13 protein-coding genes and 2 pseudogenes are annotated in these 14,583 nt (G+C 53.2%); 10 read left to right on the top strand and 5 right to left on the bottom strand.

The genetic code is table 11. The annotated features are described in order from the left end of the window. Nucleotides 1-93: 93 nt before the first annotated feature. From QQF33_RS01405 to QQF33_RS01380, 6 genes are all read left to right on the top strand, one after another. Nucleotides 94-1,542, top strand: coding sequence for a GGDEF domain-containing protein (locus QQF33_RS01405; RefSeq protein ID WP_285157256.1), 1,449 nt, complete (start codon nt 94-96; stop codon nt 1,540-1,542). A gap of 180 nt (nt 1,543-1,722) precedes the next feature. Further along, nucleotides 1,723-2,715: a diguanylate cyclase gene (locus QQF33_RS01400; protein ID WP_285157299.1), complete on the top strand. Its 993-nt coding sequence runs from the start codon at nt 1,723-1,725 to the stop codon at nt 2,713-2,715. 53 nt (nt 2,716-2,768) lie between these two features. Continuing rightward, nucleotides 2,769-3,734, top strand: a complete 966-nt coding sequence (locus tag QQF33_RS01395) for a sensor domain-containing diguanylate cyclase (protein ID WP_285150492.1) — start codon at nt 2,769-2,771, stop codon at nt 3,732-3,734. A gap of 83 nt (nt 3,735-3,817) precedes the next feature. Then, nucleotides 3,818-4,345: a GNAT family N-acetyltransferase gene (locus QQF33_RS01390; RefSeq protein WP_285150493.1), complete on the top strand. Its 528-nt coding sequence runs from the start codon at nt 3,818-3,820 to the stop codon at nt 4,343-4,345. A gap of 116 nt (nt 4,346-4,461) precedes the next feature. Beyond that, the gene (locus QQF33_RS01385; RefSeq protein WP_285157255.1) at nt 4,462-5,913 is read left to right on the top strand and encodes a tagaturonate reductase; all 1,452 of its coding nucleotides are present in this window, start codon (nt 4,462-4,464) and stop codon (nt 5,911-5,913) included. Between the two features lie 203 nt (nt 5,914-6,116). Further along, nucleotides 6,117-7,031 carry a bestrophin family protein gene (locus QQF33_RS01380; protein ID WP_285150495.1) on the top strand — a complete coding sequence of 305 codons (915 nt, stop codon included), beginning with the start codon at nt 6,117-6,119 and terminating at the stop codon, nt 7,029-7,031. Between the two features lie 7 nt (nt 7,032-7,038). Here QQF33_RS01380 and QQF33_RS01375 read toward each other — a convergent pair whose 3' ends face one another. Then, nucleotides 7,039-7,587 (bottom strand): GNAT family N-acetyltransferase, encoded by a 549-nt coding sequence (locus QQF33_RS01375; RefSeq protein ID WP_282495272.1) that lies wholly within the window; start codon nt 7,585-7,587, stop codon nt 7,039-7,041. Nucleotides 7,588-7,683: 96 nt separating this feature from the next. Here QQF33_RS01375 and QQF33_RS01370 point away from each other — a divergent pair, with 96 nt between their 5' ends. Beyond that, entirely contained in the window at nt 7,684-8,172 is a 489-nt protein-coding gene (locus QQF33_RS01370) for a GNAT family N-acetyltransferase (RefSeq protein ID WP_285150496.1), read from the top strand. Continuing rightward, nucleotides 8,169-8,609 carry a GNAT family N-acetyltransferase gene (locus QQF33_RS01365; RefSeq protein WP_285150497.1) on the top strand — a complete coding sequence of 147 codons (441 nt, stop codon included), beginning with the start codon at nt 8,169-8,171 and terminating at the stop codon, nt 8,607-8,609. Before QQF33_RS01370 ends, QQF33_RS01365 begins: the two co-directional genes overlap by 4 nt. 7 nt (nt 8,610-8,616) lie before the next feature. Here the strand turns inward: QQF33_RS01365 and tam are convergent, their stop codons facing one another. Both tam and QQF33_RS01355 read right to left on the bottom strand, forming a co-directional pair. Next, nucleotides 8,617-9,375 (bottom strand): trans-aconitate 2-methyltransferase, encoded by a 759-nt coding sequence (gene tam, locus QQF33_RS01360; protein WP_285150498.1) that lies wholly within the window; start codon nt 9,373-9,375, stop codon nt 8,617-8,619. Nucleotides 9,376-9,423: 48 nt separating this feature from the next. Next, nucleotides 9,424-9,999: a nuclear transport factor 2 family protein gene (locus QQF33_RS01355; protein ID WP_285150499.1), complete on the bottom strand. Its 576-nt coding sequence runs from the start codon at nt 9,997-9,999 to the stop codon at nt 9,424-9,426. Nucleotides 10,000-10,110: 111 nt separating this feature from the next. On the opposite strand from QQF33_RS01355, the gene QQF33_RS01350 reads away from it, so the two are divergent. After that, nucleotides 10,111-11,010 carry a LysR substrate-binding domain-containing protein gene (locus QQF33_RS01350; RefSeq protein WP_285150500.1) on the top strand — a complete coding sequence of 300 codons (900 nt, stop codon included), beginning with the start codon at nt 10,111-10,113 and terminating at the stop codon, nt 11,008-11,010. Between the two features lie 198 nt (nt 11,011-11,208). On the opposite strand, the pseudogene QQF33_RS01345 reads toward QQF33_RS01350, so the two are convergent. Further along, nucleotides 11,209-11,606: pseudogene (locus tag QQF33_RS01345) on the bottom strand (hypothetical protein); the annotation flags it as partial. A gap of 332 nt (nt 11,607-11,938) precedes the next feature. Here QQF33_RS01345 and QQF33_RS01340 point away from each other — a divergent pair. After that, nucleotides 11,939-12,132 (top strand): annotated as a pseudogene (locus QQF33_RS01340) (IS3 family transposase); the annotation flags it as partial. On the opposite strand, the gene QQF33_RS01335 reads toward QQF33_RS01340, so the two are convergent. Continuing rightward, a complete protein-coding gene (locus tag QQF33_RS01335; protein ID WP_285157254.1) occupies nt 12,132-14,582 on the bottom strand; it encodes a sigma factor-like helix-turn-helix DNA-binding protein in 2,451 nt (816 codons plus the stop codon). The pseudogene QQF33_RS01340 and the gene QQF33_RS01335 sit on opposite strands and share 1 nt — an antisense overlap. Between the last annotated feature and the right edge of the window lies 1 nt (nt 14,583).

The following is a 14,583-nucleotide window of genomic DNA, read 5'->3' as shown; positions in this document are numbered from 1 at the left end:
GGCATGTATGTTATAGATACGTGCTAATCTTTTACTATTCCTGCTGATGACCGCGAAATAATTGCGCTAAGCGATTATATGGATTGATATTTGATGCGATCTTCCCTGACCTCCTTTAAGCCTTTTCTTCCCGACAATCCACTGCGTAACGCGGTCGGGATTTTCGTTCTTACCACGCTGTTCTATTTTATCGGCGCGGAATTGCGTCTGGTGGAAGCGCTCTCACTGTTCTGGCCACTGAATGGCGTGATGGCGGGCGTTTTTGCCCGCTATGCTTATCTGAATCGCCTCCATTATTACGCGGTGTCGTATGTCGCGATGCTGTTGTACGACGCGGTGACGACCAACTGGGGTATCGCCTCGGTGGTGATTAATCTCTCCAATATGATGTTTATTGTCACCGTGGCCCTGCTGGTCACGCGGGACCGACGCCGTGGGCGCGCGACGCCTGACCCAATCAATGCGTTGCGACTGTTTAACTTCTGCCTGCTCGCCGCATTGCTGTGTGCGCTGGTGGGGGCGATGGGCTCGGTCGGCATTGACAGTCAAACCTTCTGGCCGCTGTTTGCCGACTGGTTCAGCGAGCAGTTCTCGACGGGCGTGCTGATTCTGCCGTGTCTGTTAACGGTCAAAATCCCGGAGATTAAACATCCTGTCCGGGTAGATCATTTTATGCCGGTGCTGGCGCTGATCGTCTCGGTGGCGGCCTCGGTGGTGATCGGCGGGGCGGGCAGCCTGGCGTTTCCGCTTCCGGCGCTGATCTGGTGTGCGGTGCGCTATTCGCTGCCCGCGACCTGTCTGCTGACGTTTGTGACGGGTGGGGTGGAGATCATCCTGGTGGCAAATTCGATTATTAATATCGCCGTCGCCGCGCCGCTCTCGACGCCGATGATGTTCTCTGCGCGCCTGGGGATTGCCACCATGGCGATTTGCCCGGTGATGGTTTCCGTGAGCGTGGCGGCGATCAACTCGCTCATTCATCAGGTCTCCCTGCGCGCGGATTACGATTTTCTGACCCGCGTCTACTCCCGTTCCGGCCTTTATGAAGCGCTGAAAAATGAAGAGTCCCATCGTCATCCGCGTTTTCTGACGGTGATGCTGCTCGATATCGATTATTTCAAAAGCATTAACGATAACTACGGTCACGAGTGCGGCGACCGGGTGCTGGCCGAATTCGCCGGTAAAGTGCAGCAGGAGGTCGGCGAAGATGGGCTGGTGGCGCGCATGGGTGGGGAGGAGTTTGCGGTGGTTGTGAATTCTGTCGATGCCCGTCAGGGATTTGAGCTGGCGGAACGCATCAGAGAAGCTGTTGCTTCGCATCCGTTCAGCTGGCGTCAGCAAACCCTGTTTCTGACCGTGAGTATTGGTCTTGGCAGCGCGAAAGCGGAATCCTGGCAGCTGACGGAGGTCTTTAATAAGCTGATGGCCGAAGCCGATGAGTATCTCTATCGTTCGAAAAAAGCGGGGCGAAATCGTACCAGTGCGCGTCAACCCGACGATCCGCTGGTCGCAGAAGTGCAAAAAAGTCCGGAGCAGGTGTAAACGCATCCACCCCAGGCGCAATGCGGTCTGGATGTTATCAAATTGCTGATAAATTGCTTGCTACGTATTTTTAAGCTCAATAAGATACCGGGGATAACACATCGGAAAAATCGCGTGATGAACGGAATTGATAAACTGAGTAAAAACCATCGCTTACCAGGGAGTCGTTTTGTCAAACGTATGTATCTGATGCGTATCCTTGGCACATTTCTCTGTTTTATTCCCATTCTTTCCGTCCTGATTGAGCATCAACGTTCAGTATGGCTAATGCTTTTGCTGGCCGTGAATGCCTTTGTCTGGCCGACGCTCGCTTTTCAGCGCGCCCGTCGTTCCTCTACGCCGCTGGCGGCAGAACATCAAAATCTGATTATCGATGCGGGCGCGGGCGGTTTCTGGATCGCCATGATGGCCGTGAATCCGCTGCCCTCGGTGGTCATTGCCACCATTCTGCTGGCCGATCGGCTTTCTGCGGGCGGTTTTGCGCTGATGAAGCGCGCGGCGATCGCGATGCTGGCGGTGTTTCTCGCCGCCTGGCTGCTGCAGGGTATGGCGATGGTGACCACCGTTTCTCAGCAGACCATGCTGGCGACGTTGCCGCTGATTGCTGTCTATATTATTGCCCTGAGCGTCCTGACCGACAGTATTGCCATTCGTCTGCGGATCAAAACCCGCGAGCTGGAGCGGATCGCGATGATGGATCCGCTGCTGGATATCGCTAATCGCCGTCTGCTGGAAAAACGCATCGAGCACGAATTACATAAACTTCAGCAGGCCTGTCGCGAATCGGCGCTGATGTTTATTGATATCGATAATTTTAAAGAAGTGAACGATCGTTTCGGGCATAAAGTCGGGGACGCGATGCTCGCCTCCGTCTCGGAAATCCTGCATATCGCCACGCGTCAGACGGACACCCCGGCGCGCCTCGGCGGCGATGAGTTTGTGATCCTGCTTCCGGATACCACCATCGAAGAGGCTCACGTGGTGGCGTCGCGCATTATGGAAGCCGCCGCGGTGATGGAAGATGTGGCACTAGAAACCGTCAATTGTACGCTGAGTATCGGCATCGCCGGGGCCACCCGCGAGATGTTAAACGTGACCGACTGGCTGCAGGCGGCGGACAACGCGTTATATCAGGCCAAGCGCGGCGGTAAAAATCGAATTTTCGGCCACTGAAAAGTTTCCTGTTTAGGCTAAGCTATTAAAAAAGCTCAGTGTCAGGAGACATTATGAAAGCGCCCGCGATCCCGGCTAATGAATCAGACCGTCTGCTGTCTCTGCATGATTCCGGGCTTCTGGAGTCGAACAACCATCAGCCTTATGACCGTATCACCCGCCTGGCGAAGCGCATATTTAACGTTTCGCTGGCGAGGATTAACCTCATCGACGAACGCTCGCTGGTGGCGCTTTCGGTAGAGGGGGCAGCTGCGTCCGTCGTGCCGCGTAGCCACTCATTGTGTGGCCACACGCTGCTCAATAACGCGCCGCTGGTGGTGCCAGATACCCGCAATGACACCCGTTTTGCCGATAACCCGCTGGTCGCGGGCCAGTCAAAAGTGCGCTTCTACGCCGGATATCCTCTGCGTTTACCTGACGGATCCATTGCCGGAACGTTATGCCTGCTCGATGAATCTCCGCGAGAATTCAACCCGGGGGATATGACCGCCCTGAGCGATCTGGCCGCGCTGGCGGAAGACGAATTCGCCGCTGCCTGTGCGGCCACCACCGACGAGTTGACCGGGCTGTTTAACCGGCGCGGGTTCAATCAGTTTGCGGCCTTTGCTTTATCCGGTGCCCGCCGACGGGCAGAGCCATTGACGCTGGCGTGGATGGATCTCGACCGGTTCAGACAAATCAACGACCGCTATGGCCACGCGGAGGGCGACGTGGCGCTCAAAGCGATGACCGAACTGATGCGCGCCTCATTTCGCGAAGCGGATCTGCTGGTGCGCTACGGCGGCGATGAATTCGCGGTCCTGTTTGCGGATACCGACGAGCAGGGCGCGTGGATTGCGATGCAATACCTCAACGAGCAGGTGGCGGAGTACAATCAGCGCGGGCTGCATCCCTGGAGCCTGACGTTTTCCTGGGGCGTTTGCGAATTCGATCATCAGCAAAATGATTTGAAGCGCTGGCTGCAGATCGCCCACGACAAAATCCTCGCCATGAAACAGCAGTACGGCGTCGGGGGCTAACATCATAAAAGCCTATGAGAACCGCTCTTGCGTTAAATAATTGTTAAGGGCAATCTGAGGCGGTCACTTTACAAGGAAATCCCATGACCGCCTCCCTGCGCATTCACTCCCTTTCACGGGACGACATTCTTCTTCATCTCGATTCGCTGGCTGAGATCCTCGAAAACTGCGTTAACGGCGGAGCGTCGGTGAGTTTTATGCTGCCTTTTACGCGCGAGAAATCCCGCCAGTTCTGGCAAGGCGTCGCGGAAAGCGTGGGTCGAGAGGAGCGCACCGTGCTGGCCTGTCGCGATGAGAGCGGGGCGTTTTTGGGTACCGTGCAACTCATCACCGATCAGCCGGAAAACCAGCCGCACCGGGCCGATGTCGCCAAACTCTTGGTGCATGAAAAAGCCCGTCGTCGCGGGGTGGCGATGGCGCTGATGGAAGCCCTGGAAGCGGTCGCTGTCGGGCAGGGAAAAAACGTGCTGGTCCTCGACACCGCAACGGGCAGCGGGGCGGAGACCTTTTATCAGCGCGCGGGCTGGCAAAAAGTGGGTAAGATCCCGCGCTATGCCCTGATGCCGGACGGTGAAATGACCGCCACCTCGGTGTTCTATAAGTTTTTATAATATTTTTCACCATTTCGTCATGAGTTGATCAAAACAGGGTTTCATGGTCGTAAAGTTTGATAAGTTATTGGACCAATCTTATCGGGCTGTATGACTAATTAAAAAAGGAACCCCTTGTGAACACACTCAATCGTCGTGATTTTCCCGGTGCTCTCTATCCTGAACGTATCATCCAGTTCGGTGAAGGTAACTTTTTACGTGCGTTCATCGACTGGCAAATTGACCTGTTGAATGAGCACACCGACCTGAATTCCGGGGTGGTGATCGTCCGCCCCATCCAGAGCGATTTCCCGCCATCACTCAGCACGCAGGACGGTCTGTACACCACAATTATTCGTGGCCTGAATGAGAAAGGCGAAGCGGTCAGCGACGCGCGCCTTATCCGCTCCGTGAACCGCGAGATCAGCGTCTACAGCCAGTACGACGAATTCCTCAAGCTCGCGCACAATCCGGAGATGCGCTTTGTCTTCTCCAACACCACCGAAGCGGGTATCAGCTATCACGCCGACGACAAATTCGACGACGCGCCAGCGGTGAGTTATCCGGCAAAACTGACTCGTCTGCTGTTCGAGCGTTTCAGCCATTTCAACGGCGCAGCCGATAAAGGCTGGGTGATTATTCCGTGCGAACTGATTGATTATAATGGCGATGCCCTGCGTGAACTGGTGCTGCGCTATGCGCAGGAGTGGGCGCTCCCGGCGGCCTTTACTCAATGGCTGATCGATGCCAACAGCTTCTGTTCCACTCTCGTCGACCGCATTGTGACGGGCTATCCGCGTGATGAAGTGGCAGCCCTCGAAACCGAACTGGGCTATCACGATGGCTTCCTCGATACCGCCGAACACTTCTATCTGTTTGTGATTCAGGGGCCAAAATCTCTGGCAGCCGAACTGCGCCTGGATAAATTCCCGCTTAACGTACTGATTGTTGACGACATCAAGCCGTACAAAGAGCGCAAAGTGGCGATCCTCAACGGCGCGCACACGGCGCTGGTGCCGGTTGCTTTCCAGGCGGGGCTGGACACGGTCGGTGAAGCGATGAACGATGCGGAAGTCTGCGCATTCGTCGAGAAGGCCATCTACCAGGAGATCATCCCGGTACTGGATCTGCCGAAAGACGAGCTGGAATCCTTCGCCAGTGCGGTGACGGGGCGCTTCCGTAATCCGTACATCAAACATCAGCTGCTGTCGATCGCGCTGAACGGCATGACGAAGTACCGCACCCGTATCCTGCCGCAGCTGCTGGCAGGGCAGAAGGCCACCGGCAAACTGCCTGCGCGACTGACTTTTGCGCTGGCGGCGCTGATGGCGTTTTATCGCGGGGAGCGTAACGGTGAAAGCTATCCGGTGCAGGACGACGCTCACTGGCTGGAGCGTTTCCAGCAGCTGTGGACTCAACACCACGATAAACAAATCAGCACCAGCGAGCTGGTCAACGCGGTTCTCAGCGTCACTGAACACTGGGAGCAGGACCTGACGAAAGTGAGCGGATTGGTAGAACAAGTTACCCTGGATCTGGATGCGATTCTGCTGCAGGGGATGCGCGCGGCCGTTAAACCGCTGTGCTAATAACGACGCCCGGCTCCGGCCGGGTTTTGTTTAAACACATAATAGTTACAACATACTATGCATCCCGTTTTTTTAAATTACACTTCGGCATCGTGCGCTTTTTGTCTGGCAGAGAGAAAAGGAGCAGCAATTCCGTAACAAGCTTGCAACCGTGACGGCGATCACGTTTAATAGTCGCGCTCTTTATTGACCTGAAGCTGACTATGATTGTTCGTCCTCAACAGCACTGGCTGCGCCTGATTTTCGTCTGGCACGGTTCCGTTCTGTCTAAAATCTTTACCCGGTTGTTCCTTAACTTCCTGTTATCCATCGCTGTTATCGTGATGTTGCCGTGGTACTCATCGCTCGGCATCAAACTGACCGTTGCACCGTTCAGCATTCTCGGTGTGGCCATCGCGATCTTCCTCGGCTTTCGCAATAACGCCTGTTATTCGCGCTACGTCGAGGCTCGCCAGCTTTGGGGGCAACTGATGATAGCGTCACGCTCGCTATTTCGCGAGGTGAAAAACACGCTTCCGGACGATCCGCACCTGAGTGAGTTTGTGCGCCTGCAAATTGCGTTCGCCCATTGCCTGCGAATGACCCTCAGAAAACAGCCGCAGGCGGACCAGCTTGCACGCTATCTCTCCCCGGCGCATCTGAAAGCGGTGATGAGTTCAAACTCGCCGTCGAATCGCATTTTACTGATCATGGGCGAGTGGCTGGCCGTTCGCCGCCGGGAAGGGCATTTGTCGGATATTCTGTTCCACAGCCTCAATAACCGTCTTAACGATATGTCGGTGGTGCTGGCCGGTTGCGAGCGCATCGCGAATACGCCAGTGCCGTTTGCTTACACCCTGATTTTGCACCGTACCGTTTATCTTTTCTGCATCATGCTGCCCTTTGCCCTGGTGGTCGATCTGCACTACATGACGCCGTTTGTCTCGGTACTGATCTCCTACACCTTTATCTCTCTCGATGCGCTGGCAGAAGAGCTGGAAGAACCTTTCGGTACGGAAAATAACGACTTGCCGCTGGACGCCATCTGTAATGCAATGGAGATCGATCTGCTGCAGATGAACGACGAGCCGGAAATCCCGGCCCGCGTGTTGCCGGACAGACATTACCAGCTCACGTAACGAACATTCAGGAACGCTGAAGGGCGTTCCACTCCTCACGAGTGATTTCCCACAGCTCCGAGTCCAGCTCGCCGCAGACGTAAGCTTTCTTTTCGGTTCTGACCAGTCGCATCCCGCTGCTTGCTGAAATCCGCTGCGAACGCTCGTTCACCGCCGCTTTTGGCGCGCGCAGCAGCGGCTTATTCAGGGTATTAAACCAGAAGTCCGTCGCGGCAATGCTGGCTTCACGCATATATCCCTGACCCTGCCATTCGGGCGCCAGCCAGAATCCCCGGTTGTTATCTTCCACGTCGTACAGGCAGATCAGGCCCATCAGTTGGTCGGGGTCGTCTTTGCGACGAATCGTCCAGAACCAGGCCACGCCATTTTCCACATCCGGCAGGGCGACGTTATTGACGTAATTCGCCGCGCCATCGGGCGGATAGGGCCAGGGCACGCTCGCCACCAGGTAGCGAACAATCTCCCAGCGCGGATATAGCAGCTGAATTTGCGACGCATCCTCCGCTTCCAGCGGTTTCAGTAGCAGGCGTTCGGTGGTTAACGTTGGCGTCTTCACGGTTCGCATCTCCATTATTTGTCGTTATGTTTTTGTTTGCCTTCTGCTATTTTCATGATTATCACATTCTGTCGTGTCTGAATAGCCGAGGAAAATATGACCTTAAGACTGGCCGCACCGGAAGAGGCCGAAAGGCTCTGGCATGTTCGTAACCTGGCGATCCGCGCAGGCTGTCAGAGCAGCTACGCTACGGACGTGATTGCCCGCTGGACGCCGGACGCGATGCCTGAAAGCTATCGTCAGGTGATCGTCGACAATCCTTTTTATGTTATCGAAGATGAGAAGGGCGCGATCTTGGCAAGCGGCTATCTCGACCTTGAAGCCAACAGCGTGGAAGCCATCTTCACCGTCCCCGAAGCGGCCGGAAAAGGGCTGGCAGGGCGGATCATCGCGGCGATTAAAGCCGATGCCCGCGAGCGTGGCATTTCGCGATTGACGCTCTCTTCGACGCCCAATGCGCAGACGTTTTATGAGAAACAAGGCTTTATGACGCTTGGCGAGAGCATTCATTATTCCAGAATGGCCGAGGCGGAGTTACGCTGTTTTAACATGGTCATGGATTTAACCGGCGAGGAGACAAAATGACAGTTTCGGTCAGGGCGTTAAATAAAGAAGATTATGCCGACTGGCGACCGCTGTGGGATGGCTACACGGCGTTTTATGAATGTAAACTCGAAGAGTCCGTGACGGCCTCGACGTGGGAAAGGGCGCTGAACTCAGATTCGGCGCTGCTTTGCCGGGTGGCAGAAATCGACGGAAAAGTGGTGGGGTTTGCCATGTGCGTGCTTCACGAAGGGACATTTTCGAGCGCGCCGATCTGCTACCTGGAAGATCTGTTTGTCGATGAAACCGTTCGTGGGAGCGGTGCCGGCAAGGCGCTGATTGAGGCGCTGCAGGCGGAGGGAAAACGCGAAGGGTGGTCAATGCTCTACTGGGTGACACGTCAAAACAACCCTGCGCGAAAACTCTACGACAAGTTTGTTACAGCGGACGATTTCGTCCGCTACCGCGTTTCGCTTTAAGTGACGCTTACGGCTCGCGACGTGCAACGATAAACAGCCGCGGGAAGGCCAGCAGTATCTGTCCGTTTTCCTGTAACGGATACTGCTGTTCCAGAAGTTGATGATAGCGTTCCAGATAGTTCCGCTGCTCGTGTTCGCTCAGCTCTTGCAACCACGGGCGCAATCCTGTCGCGCTCACCCAGTCAACGATCGCCTGATGAGAACTCATTTTGTGATAGTAGGTGGTGCGCCAGATATCCACCTCACAGCCCGCATCGGTCAAAATATCAAAATAGGCGTGAACACCGGGCAGCGGATCGCGGCTGCGGTCCGGAAAACCTTGCTCGTAGGCCACTTCCCGCATTAATACGTGCGAGGGTTCGTCGCGATTGTCAGGCATTTGAATCGCTAAAACGCCGTTCATTTTGAGCAGGGAAACCAGGTGTGGTAGCAGCTCATAGTGATCGGGGATCCACTGGAGCGACGCATTGGCATAGACCAGATCGACCGAATGCGGTGGGCGATAAGTTTGGATGTTGGCTTCGATAAATTGACACTCAGGCAAGGCGACCCGCGCCTGTTCCAGCATCGCGGGGGAGTTATCTACGCCAACAAAGCGTGCCGATGGCCAGCGCTGATGCAAAAGCGCGGTGCTGTTCGCCGGGCCGCAGCCCAGATCCAGAACATCTGTCACCTCGTTCAGCGCTACTCTTGCCAGCAACTCGGCGGCGGGACGGGTGCGTTCCGCGCCATATTGCAGATATAAAGAAGGGTTCCAGTCGGCCATCAGCGCATCTCCAGTTTGCGGGTTTCAGCAAGTGTAGATGATTTATGTTCAGGCGTTTAGCCAGGCCTGACCATCGGCTTTCATTTTTCGCTCTAATTCACTGCCGCGGGTGGCAAAAACACGCTTCACGGGGAAGCCGCTTTTTTCCAGCACATAAGCCAGAGCGGCATATTCGCGCGGGTATTTCTCGGCCGTCGCCGTGTCGATTTCCACCAGTCCCAGCGGGAATGTAAAAGTGCCCATGTCGTAAATGCTCTGACGATGGAAGAGCTTCCAGACGCCATTTCGCTTCTCGACCAGATCGTAGAAACGGTTGTGGCCGTTACAGCCCACGTTCAGTTTGACGTTTTCACCGATAATGATGGCGTTGGTTTCGACAATCGCTTTGTCGCCGTTGAAGGTGATAATCGGATTGCCCATCAGATGCTTAGTGCGGATATCGGACGCGCCCATACGCTCCGAACCGCTGACAAAATCGCTAAAAAGCCCTTCAAACCAGGTGACTTCGATGGTGCCGTCAGGGTGAAACAGCGAACGCAGCTGATCCCATTCGTTTAAATCCCGGTGGATCCAGCCGTTAATCAGGTCGGTAATCTGCAGATGGTCTTCAACTCTGTTGTCCATTTTCGTGCTCCGGTACGTGAAAGATGTATGGAGTATTCACTCTGCCTTCGATAACATCCAATAGATTAAATTGACCGATTAATCATTTTTAATGATGACTGGAGAAGAGTGATGGATTTACGCCAGTTACGCTATTTTCTGGCCGTGGCGGAAGAGAAACACTTTGGCCGCGCAGCGCAGACCTTAAATATCGTGCAGCCTGCGCTCAGTATGCAAATTCGTGCGCTCGAGGAAGAGCTCGGGGGCGCATTATTCCTGCGAACCAGCCGCAGCGTCGAGCTGACCGAGGCCGGAAAACTGCTCGAGACTGAGGCGCGGCGCACGCTGGAACAGGCTGAGTTTGCTCGTCGTTCCGTCGAAAGATCTCTGCGCGGGGAAACCGGCACGGTGCGGATTGGCTTCGCAGGCAACGCCATTTTTAGCGGCAAACTGATGCGTGATTTAAGGCTTTTTCGTCAACACTATCCGGACGTCGAGATGATTCTGCAGGAGGTGCCAGCCCAGCAGCAGGTTGAGGCGATCCTCGCCGGACAGCTGGATATCGGCTACACGCCGGATCACAGTAAAACGCTGACCGGCGGAATTCAGGTGCAAAGGATAGGGGACTGGAAAATTCTGGTGGCGCTGTCAGACGAGCATCCGCTGGCCGAGCACCCGCAGCTCACGGTAGAAATGCTCTCCGGAGAGCCGTTGATCCTTTACGACGCGCACGATACTCACGAAAAACTGTACCTGATGTTAAGCCAGAAACTGAAACATGACCTTCGAATTGCGCATCGTTCTGACAGTTCGCTCAGCGTTCTGGCGCATGCCGCCGCCGGACTCGGCCTGGCGCTGGTTCCCGAGCCGTTGCAGCAGGTCAATATTCCTGGGCTGGTTTACCGCAGTCTGAATGATTCGGAGATGACGGCTAATCTGCTGATGATCAGCCGTGATGGTGAAACGAAGGGTGCGATAAAGGCGTTTCTGTTACTGGCGAGCCAGGACGCGTCTTTGATGACAAAAGTGTAGACCTGCGGCCGATATGGAGCGGTACCGGTGATAGTTTTGAGGCTGTTAGCAATCAGGACAAGGATGACCACAAACCGGTGGATTCTGTCTGGGTTATGGTTGGTGCGCATAATGTATATTATGTTAAATTTCCTTCATGGGTCTATTACTTCATGGTTTACTCATGCGGCCAAGAAATCAGCATGTTGTGAATTTTGAGATACCTCCCCCATGCCCGTGAGAAACACCCAGACCGTGCAAGTGCTCAACGGCGGCGACGAACTTACCAATGAGGTCGATTTTTTCATCATCGGGCACCACCATTTTATCCCAGGTTTCTCCCTGTACCTCATCCGTGACCATATAAAGACTTGATGATTTTGATGCGATACCGAATTCACGAATTTCAGGCAGATACGTTGGTTTAACTAAAGAAAACTGCTCAACCTGCTTTAAAAACTTCAGAATCTGGAAGTTAATTGACGGATCGTCTCCCTGCCCCCCACGTTCAGCCAGGTCTTCACGAGCCTTCCACCCGAGATATAGATTTCTTTGTCGGATGTTTCGACCAGAAAGTCATCGTCTTCCCGGTACTGACGAGAGTGATTGATAGCATGCTAGGATGTTCGAAAATAATATCCTTTGCCTCGTAACCATTAACTCTCAGGGCTTTTGGCGCTGTCTGAGGTCCCAGGAACAGATTATCAAAAAGAGGAAAATCCTTGTTAAGAATCTCGAGACATACCTCTCCTCTGGCGGTGTACTTAAAGACGGTTAAATAAGAGTGGTCTGAGAAAAATTTGAAAAGTGAATCGCCACGGATAATCTAGACACTTCCTAGCCGTTGATGGACTGAATCCACGACAGTAGACATATCCTGTCCTCACTACGAGGCCAGTCCGAAGGCCTCCGGACTGACGCCACCGAGATGAATGTGGCGCCGAGCCCGGTTGTCAGCCTTTATTCCACTCTGAAAATACACCATAGCAGTTCCGGTACTGGCGAAAACGACGCGATACTGTCAATCCGGTGCGAATCAGGCTGTACAGCGAAATACACCGGGCATGACACCAGAGTCGGGTCTCTGCAGGCGCTCGTAATCTGGCTGAAATGCTGACCCAAGTCGGCAACCGAATGAGCCGTTAGTCGTTGGCCATAAATCGTGCAGTACGCCAGTTTTGAATGGCAATCGCAGCCGTTTCACGTGTAATGGCGATATTTGCCTGCAGGGCATTAATATTCTGCTGCAAGGGAGCCCCAGAATCGCAGAGCATGTCCATTGCCGATGATATATTGCTAAAAGGAATCTCCGTGGCCGAATATAGGCTATGTTTACGGTGCCAGCCCTGTGCTTTGGCATTTAACCGGGCAAGAGAAGCATAGAAATATTTTGAGTAGCTTCGCTCAAATTGCATGTTCAGTTGTGCTTTAAAAATGGAGGGCTCTACTGGTTTTCCAAAATGCAGAAGCAATGCATGAAGGGCCGCGACATAGTCGTCGATGACGATATTTTTATAGGCGCAGGCAGGTGTGGTGTAGAGCATGTGGTCCACCTGAACAACACTTCCCCGCTCAATCAGGTCATCCAGATAAAACGACGCATGTGCTAGGCTTTTACTCTTCAGCAAGTTGGCAATTTCAGGTTTCGTTAGTGGTTTATCACTGTTGTTCATCGCTTCGACAATTACGTCCTTTTGCGTGATGTTCTTAAAGCCTTTCTCCAGCCCGATCGAATCCGCCTGAGATTTTCCGTCGAAGTAAAAACCGTAATCCTCGCCGAAATGTTTCACAAAATGGCGAACGACATAGTAATCATGCTTTTTCAGATTGCGCGAGGCTTGGTAAAACTCATTCAGGTGGAACACCGGACGGGAATTTTTCTCGGCGTATTCCATCATTTCCAGAAAAATGTCATCTATCCGCGCCGCATCGACATCGATAAAACAGGTGTGCTTGTAGGTACCCTTGCCGGACAGGTAGATATATTCAGGCTGGTTAAACGCTTCGTGATCCAGACGGTCCTCGTAAACAGGGCTGCGCGAATAATTATTCCCATTGATTAATTTCGCAATATCCAGCCAGGGCAGACCTTTTTCGTGTTTAATCAGCACGCAGGCGCTGGCTTCAGCTTTCTTCAGTTGCAGGGGGTAGACGTTCTCATCTTTAAGCTGGATGACGCCTTGTTGCGCAAGATGACGAATTGCATTGTCAACGTAGGGTATTTCGATGCTGCAGACGGAGGGAATAAACTCCCGGATGTCGTCAAGGTGGATTGGTGCGCCATTCTCGGCAAAGTAGGTATTCAGGATCGCTTTATCAATCTCGGGATAGACATGAGCAATAAGCTCTGTCTGCCCTGACACCATATCCAGAAATTCGAAGAAGTCACGTTCAGAGGAGAAACAGGAAAAAAGCGTCTGCATTTTCACACTAAGATCCGGCGATATCTCAGGCTCCAGTGCCTCCCAAACCAATGGTTGACTGACCCGCATATGCCCAAGAAATTCTTGTCTTATATCGGCCTGAATCTGGCGAATGCGCTCTCTCGATACGACGTAATCGGCCCCGATCTCTTCGAGGGTCTTTTTCTCTTCGACGAACCCCCAGCGGCGTTGGGCAATATCGACCTTCATTTCACTGCTTTTATCGAAGTAAGATTCGATATCTTCCAGTAAAACGGCTTCAAGTTTATTCAATGGGCAGTTTATAAGCCGTTTTGGAACGATCAAGACGGATTCAAGTGCCAGGTAGTCAATGTCACCATTCTGAATGGCGATGATCTCTTCCCGTAACCTGTCTCTGAATGCCAATAACTGTGTGATACTTCCTTTTCCCCATTTCGGGATGGCTACTAATTGCTCATATTCGGCATGCAGAATAGCCTGCAACATCTCGCCCATATCTTCCGTTTTAAGATAGCGACCAAATTTTTCCAGCGCTTTAGTATATTTGGTTTCCACGCCCGCAAGGCTCAACCGCATCTGGCTGATATCCACATTCGAGAAATCAATGCCCATATTAGCAGTGTCGATAGCCTCAACGGCAGGTGCTGACTGAGCCAACTGTTGCAATTCTTTAAAAGTATCAATATACAGCACACCTACGCCAGGCTGTTCAGCCAGCTCGTTGACTGACAACGTGATGAGTTCTCCGAAGGTTTCACCAGGCACAAAATCTGGGTTTATCAGTTGAATGTTTTTCAATCGCTTGATTAATTTAATAAATCGTTCAGGCAATTGAATCGTCTCCAGTGAGGTGGACAAGGCGGGAATCCGCAGGCATTCCATCACCGGTTCATCACGCGCTACCTCGGGCTTTTCCTCAAACTCAGTTTCAACCGGCCTGATTTCCGCGCCATCTACGCGAAGCGTCTGCCCGAGGGGGAGCGAAATCTCTACTGCTCGCAGCAAATCCGCAAAATAGACATTTTTCTTCAATGCCATGAATTGCTGCATGCTGAGTTTTTCACAGAGCTCCCAGGCACTGAGCGTTTCTCCGAGTGTGAGCTGACTTTCTTCGACCAGGTTATGGATGAGTTTATTGAGAGCTCGGTCGAGCTGAAGTTGATCTGCAACGATGTCAATTTTTTTCATA

This window comes from Lelliottia wanjuensis (genome assembly GCF_030238365.1).
Taxonomy (GTDB): Bacteria; Pseudomonadota; Gammaproteobacteria; order Enterobacterales; family Enterobacteriaceae; genus Enterobacter; species Enterobacter wanjuensis.
The sequence above is the reverse complement of the archived record's forward strand: the minus strand, read 5'-3'. Positions and strand labels throughout refer to the sequence as shown.

Coding starts and splice junctions, on each gene's coding strand:
- tam (WP_285150498.1), bottom strand. CDS start 9,375: ATGGCCGACTGGAACCCTTCTTTATATCTGCAATATGGCGCGGAACGC.
- QQF33_RS01395 (WP_285150492.1), top strand. CDS start 2,769: ATGAAAGCGCCCGCGATCCCGGCTAATGAATCAGACCGTCTGCTGTCT.
- QQF33_RS01335 (WP_285157254.1), bottom strand. CDS start 14,582: ATGAAAAAAATTGACATCGTTGCAGATCAACTTCAGCTCGACCGAGCT.
- QQF33_RS01370 (WP_285150496.1), top strand. CDS start 7,684: ATGACCTTAAGACTGGCCGCACCGGAAGAGGCCGAAAGGCTCTGGCAT.
- QQF33_RS01380 (WP_285150495.1), top strand. CDS start 6,117: ATGATTGTTCGTCCTCAACAGCACTGGCTGCGCCTGATTTTCGTCTGG.
- QQF33_RS01365 (WP_285150497.1), top strand. CDS start 8,169: ATGACAGTTTCGGTCAGGGCGTTAAATAAAGAAGATTATGCCGACTGG.
- QQF33_RS01350 (WP_285150500.1), top strand. CDS start 10,111: ATGGATTTACGCCAGTTACGCTATTTTCTGGCCGTGGCGGAAGAGAAA.
- QQF33_RS01390 (WP_285150493.1), top strand. CDS start 3,818: ATGACCGCCTCCCTGCGCATTCACTCCCTTTCACGGGACGACATTCTT.
- QQF33_RS01355 (WP_285150499.1), bottom strand. CDS start 9,999: ATGGACAACAGAGTTGAAGACCATCTGCAGATTACCGACCTGATTAAC.
- QQF33_RS01405 (WP_285157256.1), top strand. CDS start 94: ATGCGATCTTCCCTGACCTCCTTTAAGCCTTTTCTTCCCGACAATCCA.
- QQF33_RS01400 (WP_285157299.1), top strand. CDS start 1,723: ATGTATCTGATGCGTATCCTTGGCACATTTCTCTGTTTTATTCCCATT.